This is a genomic window from Caballeronia sp. EK (genome assembly GCF_014384845.1).
Classification (GTDB): domain Bacteria; phylum Pseudomonadota; class Gammaproteobacteria; order Burkholderiales; family Burkholderiaceae; genus Caballeronia; species Caballeronia jiangsuensis.
In genome coordinates, this window is record NZ_JACSUE010000005.1 from 539,408 (window position 1) to 558,632 (window position 19,225).

The 19,225-nt window shown below is 64.9% G+C and carries 19 protein-coding genes; 4 read left to right on the plus strand and 15 right to left on the minus strand.

Annotated features, from left to right (window positions below; translation table 11 throughout):
* Positions 1-34 precede the first annotated feature (34 nt).
* The 15 genes from IAG25_RS18050 to mpl all read right to left on the minus strand — a co-directional run bounded on the left by IAG25_RS18050 (position 35) and on the right by mpl (position 16,797).
* A complete protein-coding gene (locus IAG25_RS18050) occupies positions 35-1,138 on the minus strand; it encodes an aldose 1-epimerase (RefSeq protein WP_187606060.1) in 1,104 nt (367 codons plus the stop codon).
* 89 nt (positions 1,139-1,227) lie between these two features.
* Positions 1,228-2,115, minus strand: coding sequence for an SMP-30/gluconolactonase/LRE family protein (locus IAG25_RS18055; protein ID WP_187606061.1), 888 nt, complete (start codon positions 2,113-2,115; stop codon positions 1,228-1,230).
* Positions 2,106-2,894: an SDR family NAD(P)-dependent oxidoreductase gene (locus tag IAG25_RS18060; RefSeq protein ID WP_187606062.1), complete on the minus strand. Its 789-nt coding sequence runs from the start codon at positions 2,892-2,894 to the stop codon at positions 2,106-2,108. Before IAG25_RS18060 ends, IAG25_RS18055 begins: the two co-directional genes overlap by 10 nt.
* Positions 2,895-3,560: 666 nt before the next feature.
* Positions 3,561-4,577, minus strand: coding sequence for an L-arabinose ABC transporter permease AraH (araH, locus tag IAG25_RS18065; RefSeq protein WP_187606063.1), 1,017 nt, complete (start codon positions 4,575-4,577; stop codon positions 3,561-3,563).
* A gap of 18 nt (positions 4,578-4,595) precedes the next feature.
* On the minus strand, positions 4,596-6,110 hold the full coding sequence (gene araG, locus IAG25_RS18070) for an L-arabinose ABC transporter ATP-binding protein AraG (protein ID WP_187606064.1): 1,515 nt from the start codon (positions 6,108-6,110) through the stop codon (positions 4,596-4,598).
* Positions 6,111-6,167: 57 nt separating this feature from the next.
* Positions 6,168-7,175, minus strand: coding sequence for an arabinose ABC transporter substrate-binding protein (locus IAG25_RS18075; protein WP_035507702.1), 1,008 nt, complete (start codon positions 7,173-7,175; stop codon positions 6,168-6,170).
* Positions 7,176-7,296: 121 nt separating this feature from the next.
* Positions 7,297-8,076 carry an SDR family oxidoreductase gene (locus tag IAG25_RS18080; RefSeq protein WP_187606065.1) on the minus strand — a complete coding sequence of 260 codons (780 nt, stop codon included), beginning with the start codon at positions 8,074-8,076 and terminating at the stop codon, positions 7,297-7,299.
* Positions 8,073-8,750, minus strand: coding sequence for a 2-dehydro-3-deoxy-6-phosphogalactonate aldolase (locus IAG25_RS18085; protein ID WP_187606066.1), 678 nt, complete (start codon positions 8,748-8,750; stop codon positions 8,073-8,075). The genes IAG25_RS18080 and IAG25_RS18085 overlap by 4 nt, the downstream gene beginning before the upstream one ends.
* 15 nt (positions 8,751-8,765) lie before the next feature.
* Positions 8,766-9,755, minus strand: coding sequence for a 2-dehydro-3-deoxygalactonokinase (locus IAG25_RS18090; protein ID WP_187606067.1), 990 nt, complete (start codon positions 9,753-9,755; stop codon positions 8,766-8,768).
* Entirely contained in the window at positions 9,752-10,696 is a 945-nt protein-coding gene (locus tag IAG25_RS18095) for an IclR family transcriptional regulator (protein WP_187606068.1), read from the minus strand. The genes IAG25_RS18090 and IAG25_RS18095 overlap by 4 nt, the downstream gene beginning before the upstream one ends.
* A 349-nt stretch (positions 10,697-11,045) precedes the next feature.
* Positions 11,046-11,795, minus strand: coding sequence for a monofunctional biosynthetic peptidoglycan transglycosylase (gene mtgA / locus IAG25_RS18100; protein WP_187606069.1), 750 nt, complete (start codon positions 11,793-11,795; stop codon positions 11,046-11,048).
* Between the two features lies 1 nt (position 11,796).
* On the minus strand, positions 11,797-12,639 hold the full coding sequence (aroE, locus tag IAG25_RS18105; protein ID WP_187606070.1) for a shikimate dehydrogenase: 843 nt from the start codon (positions 12,637-12,639) through the stop codon (positions 11,797-11,799).
* A complete protein-coding gene (locus tag IAG25_RS18110) occupies positions 12,636-14,690 on the minus strand; it encodes a ribonuclease catalytic domain-containing protein (RefSeq protein ID WP_187606071.1) in 2,055 nt (684 codons plus the stop codon). The genes aroE and IAG25_RS18110 overlap by 4 nt, the downstream gene beginning before the upstream one ends.
* A gap of 74 nt (positions 14,691-14,764) precedes the next feature.
* The gene (locus IAG25_RS18115) at positions 14,765-15,364 is read right to left on the minus strand and encodes a YqiA/YcfP family alpha/beta fold hydrolase (protein WP_187606072.1); all 600 of its coding nucleotides are present in this window, start codon (positions 15,362-15,364) and stop codon (positions 14,765-14,767) included.
* Positions 15,361-16,797: a UDP-N-acetylmuramate:L-alanyl-gamma-D-glutamyl-meso-diaminopimelate ligase gene (gene mpl / locus IAG25_RS18120; protein ID WP_375336528.1), complete on the minus strand. Its 1,437-nt coding sequence runs from the start codon at positions 16,795-16,797 to the stop codon at positions 15,361-15,363. Before mpl ends, IAG25_RS18115 begins: the two co-directional genes overlap by 4 nt.
* Positions 16,798-16,946: 149 nt before the next feature.
* On the opposite strand from mpl, the gene IAG25_RS18125 reads away from it, so the two are divergent.
* The 4 genes from IAG25_RS18125 to accB all read left to right on the plus strand — a co-directional run bounded on the left by IAG25_RS18125 (position 16,947) and on the right by accB (position 19,170).
* Complete coding sequence (locus IAG25_RS18125) at positions 16,947-17,597, plus strand: UDP-N-acetylmuramate--alanine ligase (RefSeq protein ID WP_187606074.1); 651 nt, start codon at positions 16,947-16,949, stop codon at positions 17,595-17,597.
* A gap of 18 nt (positions 17,598-17,615) precedes the next feature.
* Complete coding sequence (locus IAG25_RS18130) at positions 17,616-18,155, plus strand: TlpA family protein disulfide reductase (RefSeq protein WP_187606075.1); 540 nt, start codon at positions 17,616-17,618, stop codon at positions 18,153-18,155.
* 205 nt (positions 18,156-18,360) lie between these two features.
* Positions 18,361-18,621 carry a hypothetical protein gene (locus tag IAG25_RS18135; RefSeq protein WP_187606076.1) on the plus strand — a complete coding sequence of 87 codons (261 nt, stop codon included), beginning with the start codon at positions 18,361-18,363 and terminating at the stop codon, positions 18,619-18,621.
* Positions 18,622-18,696: 75 nt separating this feature from the next.
* On the plus strand, positions 18,697-19,170 hold the full coding sequence (gene accB / locus IAG25_RS18140) for an acetyl-CoA carboxylase biotin carboxyl carrier protein (RefSeq protein ID WP_187606077.1): 474 nt from the start codon (positions 18,697-18,699) through the stop codon (positions 19,168-19,170).
* Positions 19,171-19,225 lie beyond the last annotated feature (55 nt).

The window sequence follows — 19,225 nt, forward strand, 5'->3', positions numbered from 1 at the left end:
TTTTAACGTGCGCGGCATCGCTTCCCTTTCGCGATCAGCGCGCAGCGTCCCGCGCCCGCGCCTTCGCTCCGGCTCGCGTGCGCGGCCTCGAGCGCCGCGCCGCTTCCCCGGTGCGCTCGACGGTGAACCGAAACTCGCGCGACAGCCGCTCGCCCGGTTCGAGCACGGTCATCCCGTGCGCTTCGCCGCCGCCGGGCAGATTCACCGCGTTGATCGGATGATCGACCGGCTCGAAGCAGAAAAAGCTCTCGCCGGGCGGCGCGTAGAGCACGTAGTAATCGGTGTCGGCGGCGATCGTGAGCGACAGGCGGCGCTTCGGCCACAGCACGCTCGTGCGGCCGCTCCAGCCGGTGAACGCGTTGTTGACCATCTCCGATGGCATCGGATACGCGACGCCGAATTGCCACGCGGGCGGCGCGGGCACGTGCCGCACCGGCAGCCAGTCGTCGCCGCAGAGCCACACGCCGCCCGCCGCCGCGGACAACTCCGTGTCCGCCTCGCGCATCAGGAATGGATGCAGCCCGAGGCCGAACGGCAGCGCTTCGTCGCCGGTATTTTCCACGTCGAGCGTCACGGCGAGCGCGGCTTCGTCGAGCGCGTAAGTCTGCGAGGCGCGAAAGGCATACGGCTTGCCGTCGCTGCGATCGAGCGTGAGACGCACGCGCGCGGACGTTTCCTCCGCGACTTCCCACGCGCCGAGCCAGCCATCGCCATGTAGCGGCAGCGGTTCGCCGGCGCGGTTGCACGGCACGTCGATCGAGCGTCCTGAAAACTGAAAGTGCCCGTTGCCGATACGGTTCGAGTACGGCAGAAGCGGATAGCACGCGAGCTGATTCGGGTCCGTGTCCGGACCGGGATCGACGCACGGCCGGAAGATCGGCACCAGCGTGCCCTGATGGCGCCAGTCGAAACGCGTGATCCCGCCGCCGAGCGACGGCGCGAGTTCGAGCCGCAGATGCGCGTTGGCGAGCGTGATGCAGCCATCGACATCGCGGCCGCCCATTGCGACCATCGCGGTGCCGGGGCCGGGGCGGATCGGTGGTTCGGTTGCGGCGGCGAGCCTCGAACGCCGTGCGTTCGCCTGTGCCTTGGACTTCGATGCAGGATTCGGTCTTTGCTCTGTGCGCGCAACAGCCATGACTCGTGCTCCATCGAGAGGCGAAGAACCCGGCGTCGCCGGGGTGTGCCGGGCGGCGCGTCGGTCGCGCGCCGCCTCGCTATTTTTCGTTACGCCGTGCCTGCGAATACTGCTTCGGCGATGCCGCGTGCGCCGGGCGTCGCGACGAACACGCCGCCTGCGTGCGCATCGCTTTTCAGCGCGTCATCGGCGAGTCCGATGCGCGCGCTCGTGATAAACAGCGTGCCGAAGTCCGCGCCGCCGAACGCGGCGCAACTCGGCTGCGCGGTCGGCACATCGATGCGCGCGGTCTCGCGGCCATCGGGTCCATAGCGCACGACGCGCGCGCCGCCCCACTGCGCGTTCCACAGGCCGCCATCGGCATCGACGATCGAGCCGTCGGGCACGCCAGTGGCATCCGTCAGCTCGACGAACACGCGGTCGTTGGCGAACGTCGGATAGTCGCAGACGCGAATCTGGCGCGTCGGCGAATCGCAGTAGTACATCGTCGCGCCGTCGGGCGAAAAGCCGATGCTGTTCGAAATCGCGCAATTGCCGAGCGGCAGGCGCTCCAGCGACAGATCCCCGTTCAGCCGATAAAACCCGCCGACCGCCTGCGCATCGTCGATATCGTGCTTCGTGCCGAACACGAAGCGCCCTTCGCGGTCGCAGCGGCCATCGTTGAGACGCGTCGGCAGATCGGCTTCGACTTCCATGATGGTGTCGATGTTACCCGTCGCGATCTCGTAGAACGCGAGCCGCGACGCGAGGCCGAGCAGCAGAAAACGCGCATCGGCGCAGGGCGTGAAGCAGCCGAGCCGCTCGGGCATCGCGAACGATTCGCTCGCGCCGTCGCGCGGATCGTAGCGCCACAGCTTCTCGCCTTCGATATCGGTCCACCAGAACGTGTCGCTCGCGGCGCACCATGTCGCGCCCTCGCCGAGCGAGCATTGGCTGTCGATCAGAAGCTGCGCGAGAGTCGAGTTCATCAGGCCCATCCTCCGTCGACGACGATGTCTTGCGCCGTCATCATGCTGCTGTCGTCCGAAGCGAGGAAGAGCGCCGCGCGCGCGAGATGCACGGGCAGCAGTTCCCCGCCGATGCACTGGCCCTGCTTGATCGCTTCCTTGCCGGCGTCGTCGAGCCACAGACGTTTTTGCTTCTCGGTCATCACCCAGCCCGGCACGAGCGTATTTACGCGGATGCCGAACTTGCCGAGATCGCGCGCGAGGCCGCGCGTCATGCCCTGCACCGCCGATTTCGACGTCGTGTAAACGGGAAAGTTGCCTTGCTTGAGCATCCAGCTGATCGAGCCGAGATTGATGATGGAGCCGCCGCCGAGGTGCTTCATGTCTTCGATCACGGCCTGAGCCGCGAAGAACTGATGGCGGATGTTGACCGCGATGGCTGCATCGTACGATTCGGGCGTGACATCCTCGATCGCGTGGCGCTTGTCGTTGGCGGCGTTGTTGACGAGCACGCCGATTGGGCCGAATGCTGCGCGGACGTCGGCGATGCCTTTTCTCAATGCGTCGATGTCGGTGAGGTCGACGCGCAGGAACATCGGGCGGGTCTGGTTTGGTGTCAGGGCTGCGCCCAGACGGTCGGCCAGCGCTTCGCCCGCGTCAGTGTCGATGTCGAAGAAGGCGACTTTCGCGCCCTGATCGAAGAAATGTTCGACGAAGCCCTCGCCGATGCCGGTTGCTCCGCCCGTTATCAGGACTGTTTTGCCTTCCAGGCTTGGGTATCTTGCTAATGACTTGTTGATGGATGCCATTTGGGGTTCGTCTCTTTGCTTGCGCTTCTGTGGAGTCCTGCGTTCGTGTCGGTCTATTTGCACTGCCCCTCCCCGGGGCGGGGGTCACTTTCTTTGCTGCTGCAAAGAAAGTAACCAAAGAAAGCAGCTTCTCACCGCCCGCGGTCACACGCACGTTGGCCATGCTTGCCAGCCCACGGTGACCCTCGCCTAAGTGTCGCCCTCGTAGGCCCCACCGGGCTTGGATCGCGCACGGTCCGTCTCATCGCACCACACAACAAACTGGTTCAGCACCAAATAGCTCCAGCCCGCTGCGCGGCCGACCGGTCAATCGGGTCTGCGTGCGCTTCTTCTTCGACGGTTTCCCTTGCAAACCCAGCGGCAGCGCGCAGCGCTGTGCCGGAGCCGTTTCGTGCTGAACCAGCGCGCCTAAACGTCTAGCTTGTCAGACCGTGCGCGAGCCAAGCCCGATGGGTCCTTCGAGGGCGACACTTAGGCGAGTACCACGGGCGGCTGGCAAGCGTGGCCAAACTGCGTGTGACCGCGGGCGGTGAGAAGCTGCTTTCTTTGGTTACTTTCTTTGCAGCAGCAAAGAAAGTGACTGCCGCCCCGCACAGGGGCAACGCTAATAGACCGACACGAAAGCAAGCTTCCACGAAACCCGAAGCACACTAAAACCAAAAACCCTCAATCCCTCGACCCACGATTCTTCAACTGATCGAGCAACACGGCAGCAAGCAAGATCGCCCCCCGCACGAGGTACTGATAGAACGCATCGATATTCAGAAGATTCATGACGTTCTCGACCGTGCCCATAATCAGCACCCCGATCACGACGCCCGAAATCGTCGCCCGCCCGCCGAGCAGCGAAACGCCCCCCAGCACGCAAGCCGAAATCACGTTCAGCTCAAAACCCTGAGCAGCATTCGGCTGCCCCGAAGTGATCCGCGAAGCGAGAATGACACCCGCCAGCGCCGTCACCGCGCCCTGAATCAAAAAGATCCACACGCGCGTGCGCTCGACATTGATACCCGCGAGCCGCGACGCCTCAGGATTCCCGCCGATCGCCAATGTATTACGTCCATACACCGTCTGGTTGAGCAATACGCCAAAAACGATGAAGCACGCAAGCGTCACCCAGATAGGCAGGGAAATCCCGACCATCGACAAACTGCCGAGCGCGATGAACGTATCCGACGAAACACCCACCGCCTGCCCATGCGACACGATGAACCCGAGCCCGCGCACGATCTCCATCGTCGCCAGCGTGGTGATCAGCGCGTTGATGCGCAGATAGGCGATCACCGCGCCGTTCACGAAGCCGATCACCGCGCCCGCCGCCACCGCCGCGACGATCGCGATCGCGGTGTTGTCGGTCGCGTTGAGCACCATCGCGCAGAGCACGCCGGCGAACGCGATCGTCGAACCGACCGACAAGTCGAAGTCGCGCGACGCGAGACAGAACATCATCGTGCACGCGACCATGCCGATCTGCGAGATCGACAACGCCAGACCAAGCATGTTCTCGATCGAGAAGAAGTGATCGACGGTCAGCGACATCGTCAGGAACATGACGACGAAGATCACAATCAGGCTGTATTCCGTGATCTGCTGCCACCACTTCTGCTTGTCGTTCTTCTGCGGGATCAGCGCGTTCGCGACGGTCTCGGTCGCCTGCCCCACGATGTTTTCTCTTGCTTCCATGATTCGCTCCTCTTGTCCTTACGCCGCTTCGGCGACGCTATCGCTCTGCGGCAGCGCGAGACTCAGCACCGCCTGTTCATTCGCCTTGTCGCGCGGCAGTTCGCCCGCGATCCGCCCCTGCCGCATCACGACGATCCGGTCGGACACGCCGAGCACTTCCGGCAACTCCGACGAAATCATCACGATCGCGCAGCCGCGCTCGGCGAGCTGATAGATCACGTTATAGATTTCATGTTTCGCACCGACGTCGATGCCGCGCGTCGGTTCGTCGAGTATCACGACCTTCAGATCCGGCTCCGCGAGCCAGCGCGAAAGAATCGCCTTCTGTTGATTGCCGCCCGACAGAAAGCGGATGCGCTGCTTGCGGCTCGGCGTCTTGATCTTCAGAAGCTGAATGAAGCGCTCGGCCGTCTGCGCCTCCTTCTTGCGATCGAGAAACAACCCGCCGCGCAGATAGTGACGGCGGCACGAGATGTTGATGTTCTCCGCGACCGTCGCCATCGCGACGATTCCTTCTTCCTTGCGATCCTCCGGACACAGCACGATGCCGTGGCGGATCGCCTCGCCGGTGCTGCGAACCTTGATCGGCTGGCCGTCGAGCGTGATCGTGCCGTCCTTCTTCTTGTCCGCGCCGTAGACGAGATGCATCAGTTCGCTGCGGCCCGCGCCGACCAGACCGAAGAATCCGACGATCTCGCCGCGCTTCACCTCGAAGCTCACGGGCGCGCTCAATGCGTCACCCAGCACGTTCTTCACCGCAAAACGCACCTCGCCCAGCGGCCGCGCGCGATAGTCGTAGATGTCGCTGATTTCGCGGCCGACCATTTCCTGCACGAGCGTCTCGCGCGGCACGTCCGCAAGCGCCAGATGCGACGCGATCTTGCGGCCGTCGCGGAAAATCGTGCACGCATCGCACAACTCGTAAATCTCGTCCATGCGATGCGAGATGTAAATCAACGCGCGGTTGTCCGCCTTGAGATCGCGCACGAGCTTGAACAGCACTTCCGTCTCGCGATGCGACAGCGAACTCGTCGGTTCATCCAGCGCGATCACGCGCGCATTGCGCAGCAGCGCCTTGCAGATCTCCACCATCTGCCGCTGCGCGATCGACAGCTTGCGCAACTTCGCGTTCGGATCGAGATCGACGCCCATCGCCGTCAGCCGCTCGCGCACGTGCGCTTTCGCCGCGCGCTTGTCGACCCAGCCGAGCCGGTTCGGCAGCGCGCCGAGCAGCAGGTTCTCGGACACGGTCAGGTCCGGCACGTACTGCAATTCCTGGTGAATCACCGCGATGCCCGACGCGATCGAAGCCGCCGCGCTCGCGAAATGTACTTCGTTGTCGTCGATGAGCACGCGCCCCGAATCGGGCTGATACTCGCCGCCGAGAATCTTGAGCAAGGTCGATTTACCCGCGCCGTTCTCGCCCATCAAGCCGTGAACTTCGCCGGCGTTGACGTCGAACGACACGCCGTCGAGCGCGCGCACGCCTGGAAACACCTTGCCGATATTGTCAAAACGCAGCGTCGCTGACACATCGCCTCCTGGTTTCTTGCGGGCCGCATCGTCGAGACGCGGCCCGCCATTGCACTTTTAGTTCGACGCCAGACCCATTTGCTGGCGGACCGAGGCCACGTTCTCACGCGTAGCCAGCATGCCGGTCGTGAGCGTGAGCGGCGGCGGCGCCTTGCCGTCCTTGATCCACGCGTACATCAGCTCGGACGTCTCTTCGCCGTGGCGCTTCGGGCTGATGATGACGGTGCCGTAGAAACCCGTCGGATTCGGCTTCTTGAACTCGTTCAACGCCGAGTCCGAACCGCCGATGCCGATGCCGATCATGTTGTCCGCCTTGAAGCCACGGCCTTCCGCCGCGCGCACGGCGCCGAGCACGCCCTCGTCGTTGAGCGCGTAAGCAACCCAGTGCTTGTACTGCGGGTTCTTCGTGAGCGCGATGTTCGCGGCATTGAACGCGTTCTCGGTGTCGGTCTTCGCCTGCGGCGCGGCGACGATGTTCGCCTTCGGGAAGCCGGCGGCGACGAGCGCATCGGTCGCGCCGCTCGTGCGGTCATGCGCGGTCGGCAGCTGCTCGTAGGTCACGTCGATCGCGCCGACATCCTTCATGTCCCAGCCGCGCTTCTTGATTTCGGCGGCGATGCCGTCGCCGACCTGCTTGCCGATGTTGTAGGCCGAAATGCCCATGTGCGGCACGGCTTCGATCGGCTTGCCCGAACCGTCGACGAGGCGGTCATCGACCGTCATCATCTTGAGCTTGTCGGCCTTCGCCTTCGCGACGATGCCCGGCCCGAGCTTCACATCCGGCGTGCAGATGATGAAGCCCTGCGCCTTCTGCGCGGCGAGGTTGTCGATCGCGCTCATCACCTTTTCACCCGACGGCGCGCCGATCTTCACGAGCGTGAAGCCCTTCTCCTTCGCGGCCATTTCGGCGAATTTCCACTCGTCCTGGAACCACGGTTCTTCCGGCTGCTTCACGAGGAAGCCGATCTTGACGTCGTCTGCGGCCTGCGCGACGGGCGCCGCGATCATGGACGCGCTCGTGGCCGTGGCCGCGGCGATCAGCGTGAGGAACAGTCTGCGTTTCATCTTTTGTCTCCCGACTTTTTCCGTTATCTCAAAGATGCCCGTATGCGGGCGCTACGAAGGTGTGTGGCCGCGTCTTGTTGTCGTGATGTCGCACCGCGGCCAGTGCGTCATTCTTTTGTGCCTAGTCGTGATAGAGCGCGGAGCGCCCGCCATCGACCGTGATGCAACTCGCGTTGATGAACGGCGCCTCGTCCGATGCGAGGAACACCGCCGTCATCGCGACTTCCTGCGGCTGGCCGATGCGCTTCATCGGCTGAAGATCGAGCGTCGCCTGGCGCGCGGCCTTCGGATCGGCTTGCGAATTCCACCAATCCAGCGTCAATTGCGTTTCGATGTAACCCGGCGCGATCGCATTCACGCGCACGTTGTTCGGCGCGTATTCGATGCCCAGCGCGCGCGTCAGTCCGATCACGCCGTGCTTCGCCACCGGATACGGAAAGCAGCCGGGAATGATCTTGAAAGCGTGCGTCGACGCGATATTCACGATGCTGCCGCGCTCGCGCGCGATCATGCCCGGCAGCACCGCGCGGCAGCCGTTCCACACGCCGTCGAGATCGACGGCGAAACAGCGACGCCAGTCGTCGTCGGTCATCGTGAGCGGATCGCAGAACACGTTGATGCCGGCGTTGTTCACGAGCACGTCGAGCGGTCCCAGCGAAGCTTCGATATGCCCGACGGCCTCTTTCACCTGCGCGCTCTGCGTGACGTCGGTCTGCACCGCGATCACACGCGCGCCGCCCACTTCCGACGAAATGCGCTCGGCCGTCGCGCGAGCCGTATCGATATCGAGTTCCGCCAGCGCCACCGACGCGCCCTCGCGCGCGAACGCCAGCGCGATCGCCGCGCCGATGCCGCGTCCCGCGCCCGTGACCATCGTCACTTTGCCGGCGAGCCGGTTCATTTGATTTCGCCTCGCGCTTTCGCGAGTCCGTCGATGAACGCCTTCGCGTGCGACGCCGTCACCTCCGCGCTCTGGCCCGGCTTGTACAGCGCGGAGCCGAGGCCGAAGCCGTTCGCGCCCGCGCTCAAAAACGGGCCCATGTTGTCCGGAGAAATGCCGCCGACCGGCACGAGCGGCACTTGCTGCGCGATGACCGCGCGCCATGCCTTCGTCACGTTCGGGCCGAGTTGTTCGGCGGGGAACATCTTCAGCACGTCCGCGCCGTTCTTCAGCGCGAGAAACGCCTCGTTCGGCGTCGCGACGCCCGGCGCGCACGCGAGACCTTGCGCCTTCGCGGCGCGCACGACATCGGCGTCGCTGTGCGGCATCACGATGAGTTCGCCGCCGGCGGCTTTCACGCTGTCGACGTAACTCGGATGCAGCACGGTCCCCGCACCGACGATCGCATCGGCGGGCAGCGCCTGACGGATCGCCGCGATGCTGTCGAACGGCTGCGGCGAATTGAGCGGCACTTCGACGATGCGAAAGCCCGCTTCGTACAGCGCGCGGCCCTGATCGGCGGCATCGGCCGGCGTGACACCGCGCAGAATCGCGATCAGCGGGCACGCGGCGAACGCCTTCGCGAGACCGCCGTGCATGCCGTACGGCGCGGGCAAATTGATGGGAGGCTGCATTGTGTTGGCTCCTTCTCAGGCCGTGCGCACGGGCGCGGCGACGAGCCCGGCACGCGCTGCAATTCGATAAAGACCGCGCTCGGTGGCCTGCGCGACGGTCGGCGCGTCGTGGCAACCGAAGCGCGCGAGCGCGGCGCGGTAGCGGTCGCAGAGCGCGTCGTTGCCGATCAGGCGCAAGGTCTTGCCCGCGAGCGCGGATCGTTCGCGCGTGAGCACTTCGTTCAGGCCGCGCAGCTCGTGGCCGATCAACAGTCCCGACAGATAATCCGGCTGCTGCTCGCCCGTCAGCTGACCGGTGAGGCCGAGCGTGCGCGTGGTGAAGATCGTCGCGAGCACGCCTGCGTGACCGGCATCGCGCGCCGTATCGACGCCGCGAATGAACGCCTGTTCGTCGTGCGTCGCGCCCGGCTGCATCGTGCGGCCGAGAATCGAGTGATCGCGCAGCGCGGCGAAGGTCTCGCCCGTCATGAAGGTGTAGAAGCGCTCGATGCGCTCGTCGCTCACGAACGCCCATTTCGCGTGCGTGCCCGGCAGGCCGATCAGCGCGCCGCCCGACGTTCCGAGCGACGGCTCGCTCGCCAGCGCGCCGAAAATCTGCGTCTCTTCGCCGCGCATCACGTTGGGCAACACGCCGCGCTCCAGCACGCCGGGCACGACATGCACCTCGACGCCGCGCGCCGCCTTCACCGTGACGATGCCCGCGACGAGCGCATCCGCGCCGGCCGGCGTTTCGACGTACGGCGCTTCCACCCAGCCCTGCGCGCTGCCGACCATGCCCGCCGCGATGACGGGCAACGGCGCGGCAAGCGTCGCATGCGCATCGAGCCACGCGCCGCAGGTTTCCTCGAACGCCTGATCGAAGCGGCCCGCGGGCAGATTCATGATGCCGGCCGGCGATGCGCGCGTGTCGAGCACGGCGCCGTCCGCGCCCAGCAGATAGGCGCGCAGCGATGTCGTGCCCCAGTCGAGCGCGATGAGCGCGGGCGTGGAAACAGATGCGTTCATCGCTTGATCCTGCGGGCCGCCAGCGGGGCGCGCCAGCCAAGTTCCTCGGAAATCGCGCGCGCCTCGCGCTGCACGACCGGAATCAGTTCTTCCATGCGTTCATGCGGCATATAGGGAATCGTGCTCGCCACCGACAAGGCCGCGACGATCGCGCCCGACGCATCGCGCACCGGCGCGGCGACGCAGCGGATCGATGCCTCGTTTTCTTCGAGATCGAACGTGAAGCCGCCTTGCGAATAACGCGTCATGCGCTGCAGGAAGGTGTCGAAGTCGGGGCGGTTGTCGGGCTTGAAGCTCGTTTTCGCGAGCACGCGATGCGACGCTTCGAGCAGCTTCTTCCACGTGTTCGATTCGAGGTCGAGCATCATCGCCTTGCCGATGCCCGTCGATGCGAGCGGCATGCGATGCCCGACGCGCGAGCGCATCTCCAGGCCGCGCGTGCCGGGAATCTTGTCGATATAGAGGACGTCGTCGCCGTCGCGCACGCCGAGGTGAATGGTGTCGTGCGTGTGTTCAGCGAGCACCTGAAGGTGCGGCCGCGCGACCGCCGTGAGCGGCATCTGTTCGAGCGCGATCGTGCCCAGTTCGATGAGCTTCGGCCCGAGCAGATAGCCGCCCTGCACCTGGCGCAGATAGCGCGCCTGCACGAGCGAGCTCACGAGCCGATGCGTCGTGCTGCGCGTCGTGCCGAGCGCCGCGCCGAACGAGCGCAGATCGCGCGCGCCGTTCGCGGCGGCTTCGAGAATCGCGAGACCGCGCAGGAGCGTTTGCGTGCCGGCCTGCTGCGGTGTGACGTCGACAAGCGCGCTCGGCAATGCGATCGCATCGGGATCGGGCGTGTGCTTCGTCCCGCTTGCGCCGTTGCGCTTCACGTTCGGGCCGCTCGCGTGCGCGGATTGCGCTTCGGCGGCATCGGTTTCAGGGTTCTGGAATTTGGTCATGGCGCGGTTCTCGATCACGATGCGCGTCGGCTGGCGCTAGCGGGCGCCGTGGCGCGCACTGCCGGACGAACGTGCGAATCGTGTGAAGAGGCCCGCGAGCGCGGACAGGCGATCGAGTGCATGACGTGTCTCCGTTGTTCTGGTCGTGCGCGCCGCAGAGTCTCTCCGGTCGTCGCTCGCATGTGCCGTTCAGGCTTTGGTCGGATTGTAGTTCGGGCTCTTCGAATTATTCAATATGTGATCGTCATGCTCAGATAATGGGAGAAAACCTGACCGCCAAAAGCACTCCAAACACAAAAAAGCCCTGATATATCAGGGCTTTACATTGTTTAGTTTCGCAAACTGAATCTCATTGCGGCAACTCCGCCGCACCCATTCGGCGCGCGATGACGCGTGAGCGCTGCGACAGATACGGCGCGTTGCGATGGTCGTCGAAATACTTGGGCCGCGGCAGCATCACGGCGAGCCGCGCGCTCTGCCCGACCGACAGATTCGCCGCCGACGTCTTGTAGTAATACTGCGCCGCCGCCTGCGCGCCGTACACGCCGTTGCCCCACTCGACCGAATTCAGATAGATCTCGAAGATGCGTTCCTTGTCCATCCAGAATTCGAGCATCCACGTGATGACGAGCTCCTCCGCCTTGCGCACATAGCTCTTCTCGCGCGACAGAAAGAGATTGCGCGCGAGCTGCTGCGAAATGGTCGAACCGCCCGCGACGATTTTTCCGCGCGCCTTGTTCTTCTCCCACGCCTGCAGAATGGCGTCGGTTTCGTAGCCGTTGTTGTTGACGAAGTTGGCATCTTCCGACGCGATGATCGCGCGCTTCAGGTTGCGCGAAATCTGGTCGTACGGCACCCAGGTGCGCTGCAGCGACACGCCGGGATGCGTCTTCGCGAGCGTCCATGCATCGGAGCGCATGAAGGCCGTCGGGCCGGGATTCACGACCGTCCAGATGCCGATCTGCGCGAAGAAGTAGAGTTGCGTCGCAATGAATGCGATGCCGAGCACCGACACGCCGTACAGGATCCATCGCGCCGGGCCGAGCCGCACCGCCTTGTGCACGCGTGGCGCGCGGCTCCCGATCGGCGCGGTGGTCATATCAGGCTTTGGCTGCGAGCGTCTGGCGCAATTCGCGCAGCACCGCGCCGCCGTCCGGGCGCACGCCGCGCCAGATGAAGAACGATTCGGCGGCCTGCTCGACCAGCATGCCGAGGCCATCCGATGCGCGCGCGCCGAGCTTCGACGCGTGCTGCATGAAGACGGTCGGTTGCGCGCCGTACATCATGTCGTAGGCGAGCGTGCCCGCGCCGAACGCGCTGTCGTCGCAATCGGGCAAGGCGGCGTCGAGGCTGCCCGCGGTGGCGTTGACGATCACGTCGTAGCGGCCCGCTTCCGCGCTGTCGGCGCCGCCGCCCGCGAAGCGCACGCCGCATTCGGCCGCGTTTTGCGCGAACTGCTCGACGAGCTGATTCGCCTTCGCCGCCGTGCGATTGACGATGGTGAGCGCCGCCGGTGCGCGATCGAAGATCGGCAGCACGACGCCGCGTGCCGCGCCGCCCGCGCCGAGCAGCAGAATGCGCGCGCCTTTCAGGCTCACGCCGAGATTCACCTCGATGTCGCGCACGAGGCCGACGCCGTCGGTGTTGTCACCGCGCACGCCGTCGGGACCGAAGGCCAGCGTGTTCACCGCGCCCGCCGCCGCCGCGCGCGGCGACAGCGAATCCGCGAGCGCGTGCGCTTCGAGCTTGAATGGCACCGTGACGTTCATGCCGCGTCCGCCCGACGCGACGAAGTTCTTCACCTCACGCTCGAAGCCGTTGAGCGGCCCGAGAATGCGCCCGTATTCGACAGGCTCGCCGGTCTGCTCGGCGAACTTCGCGTGAATCCACGGCGATTTGCTGTGCTCGATCGGATTGCCGATCACCGCGTACTGGTCTTTCATGGCGTCGGTTCCTGCGCGTTGTCCGGCGTTTCCGGTTGTGGCTGTTCCACCGACGCTTCCGCCTGCGCTTCGGCTTCGCTTTCCGCGGAAAGATCGTCGGTCTCGATGATTTCCTCTTCGGCTTCCTCTTCCTCGACCGGCGCGCTCGCGGACGGCGCATCGATGACATGCAGCAGACGGCAGGACGCTTCGACGGTCAGTTCATCGATCGATACGACTTCCAGCATCAGACGCGTGCCGCGCGCATGCACGCCGAGCCCCGGCACGTGCAAGATCAGCGGAATTTCTTCGAGCCGGACGAGATCGTCCTTGATGACCGACGCAGGAACCTGCTTCCGGTTCTCCTGCTTCAGCCAGCGCAGACACCAGAAATACTCCATGCGGCGCTGATGATCGGCGTACGCGGTGTAGGTGTCGTCGAAGCCCTGCACGACGGCGAAGAGATCCGCGTCCTTCGGCTTGAACGGCGCGGCGAGCTTGGCCGTCACGCCATGCTGCACGCACGCGAGCAGTTGCCATTGATTGACGAGATCGACGTAGCGGCGCAGCGGCGACGTGCTCCACGCATATTGCGCGACGCCCAGCCCTTCATGCGGCGCGGGCGTCGTCTGCATGCGCGTGCGCTTCGGACCGGGACCGCCGAAGCCGCGCTGCGAGCGATAGATGCCCGGCACGCCGTGATCGTCGAGGAATGCGCCCCACGACGAATTCGCGAGAATCGCGAGTTCCGCGACGATCAGATCGAGCGGCGAACCGCGACGGCGCGGCGTGATCGTGATGTGCTCGCCATCGACATAGAAGTTGAAGTCGTTGTTGCGCTGCACTTCGCGCTTGAGACCGTAACTCGCGCGCGCCTGCTGACGCTTTTCGAAGAGCGCCTGCGCGAGCGGCCACAGCACCGCGATGTCGTCCTTGTGCGCGTAATCGCCCGTGCCGGCGGCGAGGCTTTCCTCGGTGACGAACGCATCGAGATGGTTGTGGCGCAGGTTGCTCTTCACGAACACGCGTTCCGCGCGCGTTTCCGTCGCGACGATTTCCTGCGTCTCGCGCTTCACGATGATGTACAGCGACAGCGCCGGGCGCAGACCGCCTTCGCCGAGCGTGAACACATCCACGACGTTGTCCGGCAGCATCGTGATCTTGTCGCCGGGCATGTAGACCGTGGAGAGACGCCCGCGCGCGATCGCATCGATCATGTCGCCGCGCGTGATGCCGAGCGCCGGCGCCGCGATGTGGATGCCCACGCGCACGCGGCCGTCGGAGAGATGCTGGACGGAGAAGGCGTCGTCGATTTCGGTCGTGGTGACGTCGTCGATGGAAAAGGCTTCGACATTCGCTTCCGGCAGATCTTCCGGCAACGGGCCCGGCTGCACCGAGGGAAAGCCGGTGCCATGCGGAAAGTATTCCGACAGAAAGCGCGCTTCGTGCAACGCGCGCGGCGACGCGATGCCGCCGCATTCGAGCATCAGCCGCGCCTGCGAAATGCCGCGCGCGGCCGCCGCTGCTTCGAGCGCCTTGTACTCGATGGAATTCTTGTCGGGCTTCGTGAGCAGGCCGAGCGCCTTGTCCTTCAGCGCGTCGGGCAGCTTGCCCGCCTTCAGGTCGTCTTCGTAACCCTGCTGCACGAGCGCCTGCTGACGCTTGCGCTCCAGCCCTGCGAGCGCCATCTGCAATTGTTCCTGCGGCGCGCGCTGATACTGGCCGCGCCCCTTGCGCCGGAAATAGACCGGCGCGCCGTGCATGCGCAGGACGAGCGCCGCGCGTTCGGTCGGACCGAATTTGTCGCCGAAGTAATCCGCGCCGAGCGCCGCGAACGGAAACTCGTCTTCGGGCGCGCATTCCCACAGAAAGTCGAGATCGATTTCCTGCGCGATGGCGTCGGCTTCCTGCATCAGGTCGCCGGCTGCGGGTTTGTCGAATTCGATCAGCACGTCTTTCGCGCGCACCTTGGCGCGCCGCCCGCCCGGCAACTCGACCTGGAACGCGTCGCCCTGCTTGGACAACACCGATCCGGCCTTGAAACTACCCGATTCCTCGAAGAAAACGTTCACTCAATACTCTCGTAAGACGGTGGACCGGGCCGCGTGATTTGCGCCGGTGGTTGAATTGGTGTGACGCCGCGCGCTCACGCCGCCGCCGGCGCGACGAGCGGTGGCGGCGCCTGATCGCAAAACGCGATGACATCGGCGAGATAGGCCGGGAAGTCGCTGATCGCGTGATCGCCGCCCTGAATCAGCGTGGTCCGCACGCCGGGATAGTGGTCGAGCATCGTGCGGTAATCGAGCACTTCGTCGCCCGTCGCCGCGATCAGATAGTAGCGCTCCGGCCGCGTGATCGACGCGATCGCGAGCGCGCGCAGTTCATCCAGATGGCTCGGCAATACGGTGATGCTGCCGTCGCCGTGCCACAACGGCTGCTCGCCGAGATAGTGACTCAGATCGCGATCGGGCATCACCGCCGGATTGAGCAGCACGGCGCGCCAGCCGTGCTTCTCGGCGAGATACGTCGCGTAATAGCCGCCAAGCGAACTGCCGACGACGGTCACATCGCCCGGCTTCTCGTCCGCGACGAGCGATTCCGCCAGCGCGACGGCATCGAACGGCGACACCGGCAGCATCGGGCACTGCCATTCGCCGAGCCGCCCGAGTTCCGCGAGACGCGCGTGCATCACGCGCGCCTTGAAGGATCCGGGCGACGAGCGAAAGCCGTGCAGATAGAGAATCACGAGTGTCCTCCCGCGCCACGCGCGGATAGCGCGTCGAGCAGTTTCTGATGGACGCCGCCGAAGCCGCCGTTGCTCATCACGAGCACGTGGTCGCCGGGGCGCGCGGCGGCCGTGACCGCTTTCACCAGAGGTTCGATCTCGTTGAATGCCCGCGCCTTGTCGCCGAGCGGAGACAGCGCCTCCGCGAGATCCCAGCCGAGCTTGTCGCGGCCTTCACGCGCGCCGTAGCCGAATACCAGATCCGCGCTTGCGAGACTCGCGGGCAATTGCGCCTTCATCGTGCCGAGCTTCATCGTGTTGGAGCGCGGCTCCAGCACGGCGAGGATGCGCGCATCGCCGATTCGCGTCCTCAGTCCGGCGACGGTGGTGTCGATCGCGGTCGGGTGATGCGCGAAGTCGTCGTAGACGGTGACGCCGTCCACGCTGCCCTTCACTTCCATGCGCCGCTTCACGTTGCGGAAGCTAGAAAGCGCCTTGACCGATTGCGCCGCCGGCACGCCGACCGAGCGCGCCGCCGCGATCGCCGCGAGCGCGTTCATGCGGTTGTGCTCGCCCTGGACCTGCCAGTCGACGACGCCCTGCCGCTCGCCCTCCCAGTACACGGCGAAATGCTCATCGACGGGCGCGCCCTGCTCGACGGGCAACGCCTGCCAGCCGCCGTCGACGCCGAAGCGCTCGACGCCCGACCAGCAGCCGCGCGTGAGCACGCGCTCGAGCGCGGTCTCGCGCCCGTTCGTGACGATGCGCCCGACGCCCGGCACGGTGCGAACGAGGTGATGGAATTGCGTTTCGATGGCGGCGAGATCGGGGAAGATATCGGCGTGATCGAATTCGAGGTTGTTGAGTACCGCCGTGCGCGGCCGATAGTGGACGAACTTCGAGCGCTTGTCGAAGAATGCGGTGTCGTATTCGTCGGCTTCGATGACGAAGAAGCTCGAATCGGTCAGACGCGCCGAGATGCCGAAGTTGAGCGGCACGCCGCCGATCAGAAAGCCGGGGTTCATGCCCGCGTCTTCGAGCAGCCACGCGAGCATGGAACTCGTCGTGGTCTTGCCGTGCGTGCCCGCGACGGCGAGCACCCATTTGCCGTTCAGCACGTGCTCGCCGAGCCACTGCGGGCCGGACGTGTACGGCAGCCCGCGATCGAGAATGGCTTCCATCAACGGATTGCCGCGCGTCACGACATTGCCGATGACGAACAAGTCCGGTTCGAGCGCGAGTTGCTCGACGCCGTAACCTTCGATCAACTCGATGCCCTGCGCTTCGAGCTGCGTGCTCATCGGCGGGTAGACGCCTGCGTCGCAGCCGGTGACCTTGTGGCCCGCCTCGCGCGCCAGAACGGCCAGTCCGCCCATGAAGGTGCCGCAGATGCCGAGGATGTGGATGTGCATAAACCGTGTCGCGCCGCGCGGGCGATTGAGAGGCAAAAACAGGAACGGCGCCGTTCGTGGGCAAACCCGTGCAGAAAGGCGCCTGAAGGCGCATATTGTAACCGAGCACGCCTGGCGCTCTTTCGCTGGCGCGAGCGTGCCGCACCGAGTCCGCAAAAGGGCCGTCCGAGCTTATCTAGTATCATTCCGGCATGGTTCGCAAATCACATTTCGATCCGCAGCGCGTGCGCGAGGAAATCGCGATTGCCGCCGCGAGAATGATCGCCGAGGACGGGCTCGACTACTCGACCGCCAAGCGCAAGGCTGCGCGGCAGGTCGTCGGGGAGGCGAAGATCGGCGGCGAGTTTCTGCCCGATAACGATCAGATCGAAGAGGAAATCCGCGAATATCAGGCCATTTTCCAGAGCGAGAGCCAGCCGGTCGTGCTGCGGCGCATGCGCGAAGTCGCACTCGAATGGATGGAACGCCTGAAACCCTTCGACCCGTATCTGACGGGCGCGGTGCTCAACGGCACGGCGGGCGAGCATTCCGACGTCCATCTGCAATGCTTCTGCGACAATCCGAAGGAAGTCGCGATTTACCTGCTGAACGCGAACATACAGTACGACGTATCGGAGACGCGGCATTTCGCCGGTCGCGGCTATGTCGAGACGCTGAGTTTTCTGCATCGGGTGCGCAACGAGGAGCCGACTGGCGTACACATCGCGCTCTATGGCACCGATGATCTCCGTGGCGCCGTGCGCGCGGACGGTCGCGGACGCCTTGCGCGCGCGAACGCCGCGGCGGTGCGCACGCTGCTCGATCATCGCGATGATGCCCCGCCGCTGGAAATCGGCGGCTGATCTTTCTTTTGGACGCTCATGAAAAGCACACGCATTCTGGCGGCCCTCGTGGTCGCGGTCGTCGCGACCGTCGGCGGCTTTTACGCGGGTCACGTATTTACCGGCGGCGATAGCGTCGCCGCGACCCCGGCGAGCGGGAACGCCGTCGACCAACTCTGGAAAGCAACGCCGCCGGGCGCTTCGGGCACGTCCGTGCCGCTCGCGTCGTTCAAGGGCAAACCGGTCGTCGTCAATTTCTGGGCGTCGTGGTGCGGACCGTGCGTGAAGGAAATGCCCACACTCTCCGCCATGCAGCGCGACTACGAGAAGAAAGGCATTAAGTTCATCGGACTTGGCGTGGATAGCGAGAAGAACGTCAACGACTTCCTGAAGAAGGTACAGGTCGCGTATCCCGTCTATGTCACCGGTTTCGGCGGCGCGGATCTTGCGCGTAGCTTCGGCAATAACGCGGGTGGCCTGCCTTTTACGGTGGTGATCGACGCCAAAGGGCAGATCCGCTCGACAAAACTGGGCGAAGTCGATCCGGCGGAGTTGAAGCACACACTCGACAGCCTGTAAAAATTCGCTGTCTGTAGGCTGCGACTTGCATTGAGTAAGCCGCAAGTTAGGGTACAGTACACCGATCTTGCGGGAAATTGAGTCGGTCATGCGGCGTGGAGCGGTAATTTGTCCCACAGTTTCGGAACGCGCCGCACGGTAAAACTAGACAAAATTCTCTAAACGGCGCTAAAGTGCGCCGAATTCCGCACAACCCGAAGCGACTATGACAACTCTGCCGGTGCCGCGTGGCCACCTCGCCGTCAAGTCCGACATCCGTGAAAACGATGACGGTCGCCGCAGGGCATCCGCAGGCGTCGTGCGCTGGCAGTTCGGGCGCGCACATCAAAGCGACCACGCCGAAGCGTTCGACATGAACGCCCGCGGTGTGCCGACCGATTCCGCCGCCGTCGTTTCCGTCGGCGCTTGCACGGGCGCGGGAGTGCGTGCGCGCGTCGGCCTGCTGGCCGCGCAGCCTCGCGGCTGAGCAGTTCAGAACACCCACAAATCAAGTCAAGCACCGGGCAACCCCGGTCTCCAAGTATTGAAAGGGGATTTTTCGATGGACCTTCGTAAACTGAAAACGCTGATCGACCTCGTCTCGGAATCCGGCATCTCGGAGCTGGAAGTGACGGAAGGCGAAGGCAAGGTTCGCATCGTCAAGAACGCCGCGCCTGTCTACATGCAGGCGCCGCAACAGTACGCGCCGCAAATGCAGGCGCCGGCCGCGCCGCACTTCGCGGGCGCGGGAGAAGGTGCGCCGGCCGCAGCGGCCGCGCCGGTGGCAGCCGTGCCGCAAGGTCACATCGTGACCTCGCCGATGGTCGGCTCGTTCTACCGCGCGCCGTCGCCGGGCGCGGACCCGTTCATCCAGGTCGGCGATACGGTTAAGGAAGGCCAGACCCTGTGCATCATCGAAGCGATGAAGCTCTTGAACGAAATCGAATCGGATAAGGCCGGCGTCGTGAAGGAAATCCTCGTCGAGAACGGACAGGCGGTCGAATACGGCCAGCCGCTCTTCGTGATCGGCGACTGAAGGCGCATCGGGCCGTGCGGCGGATGCGGTCTGCATCGCCGTCGCACAGCTTCAC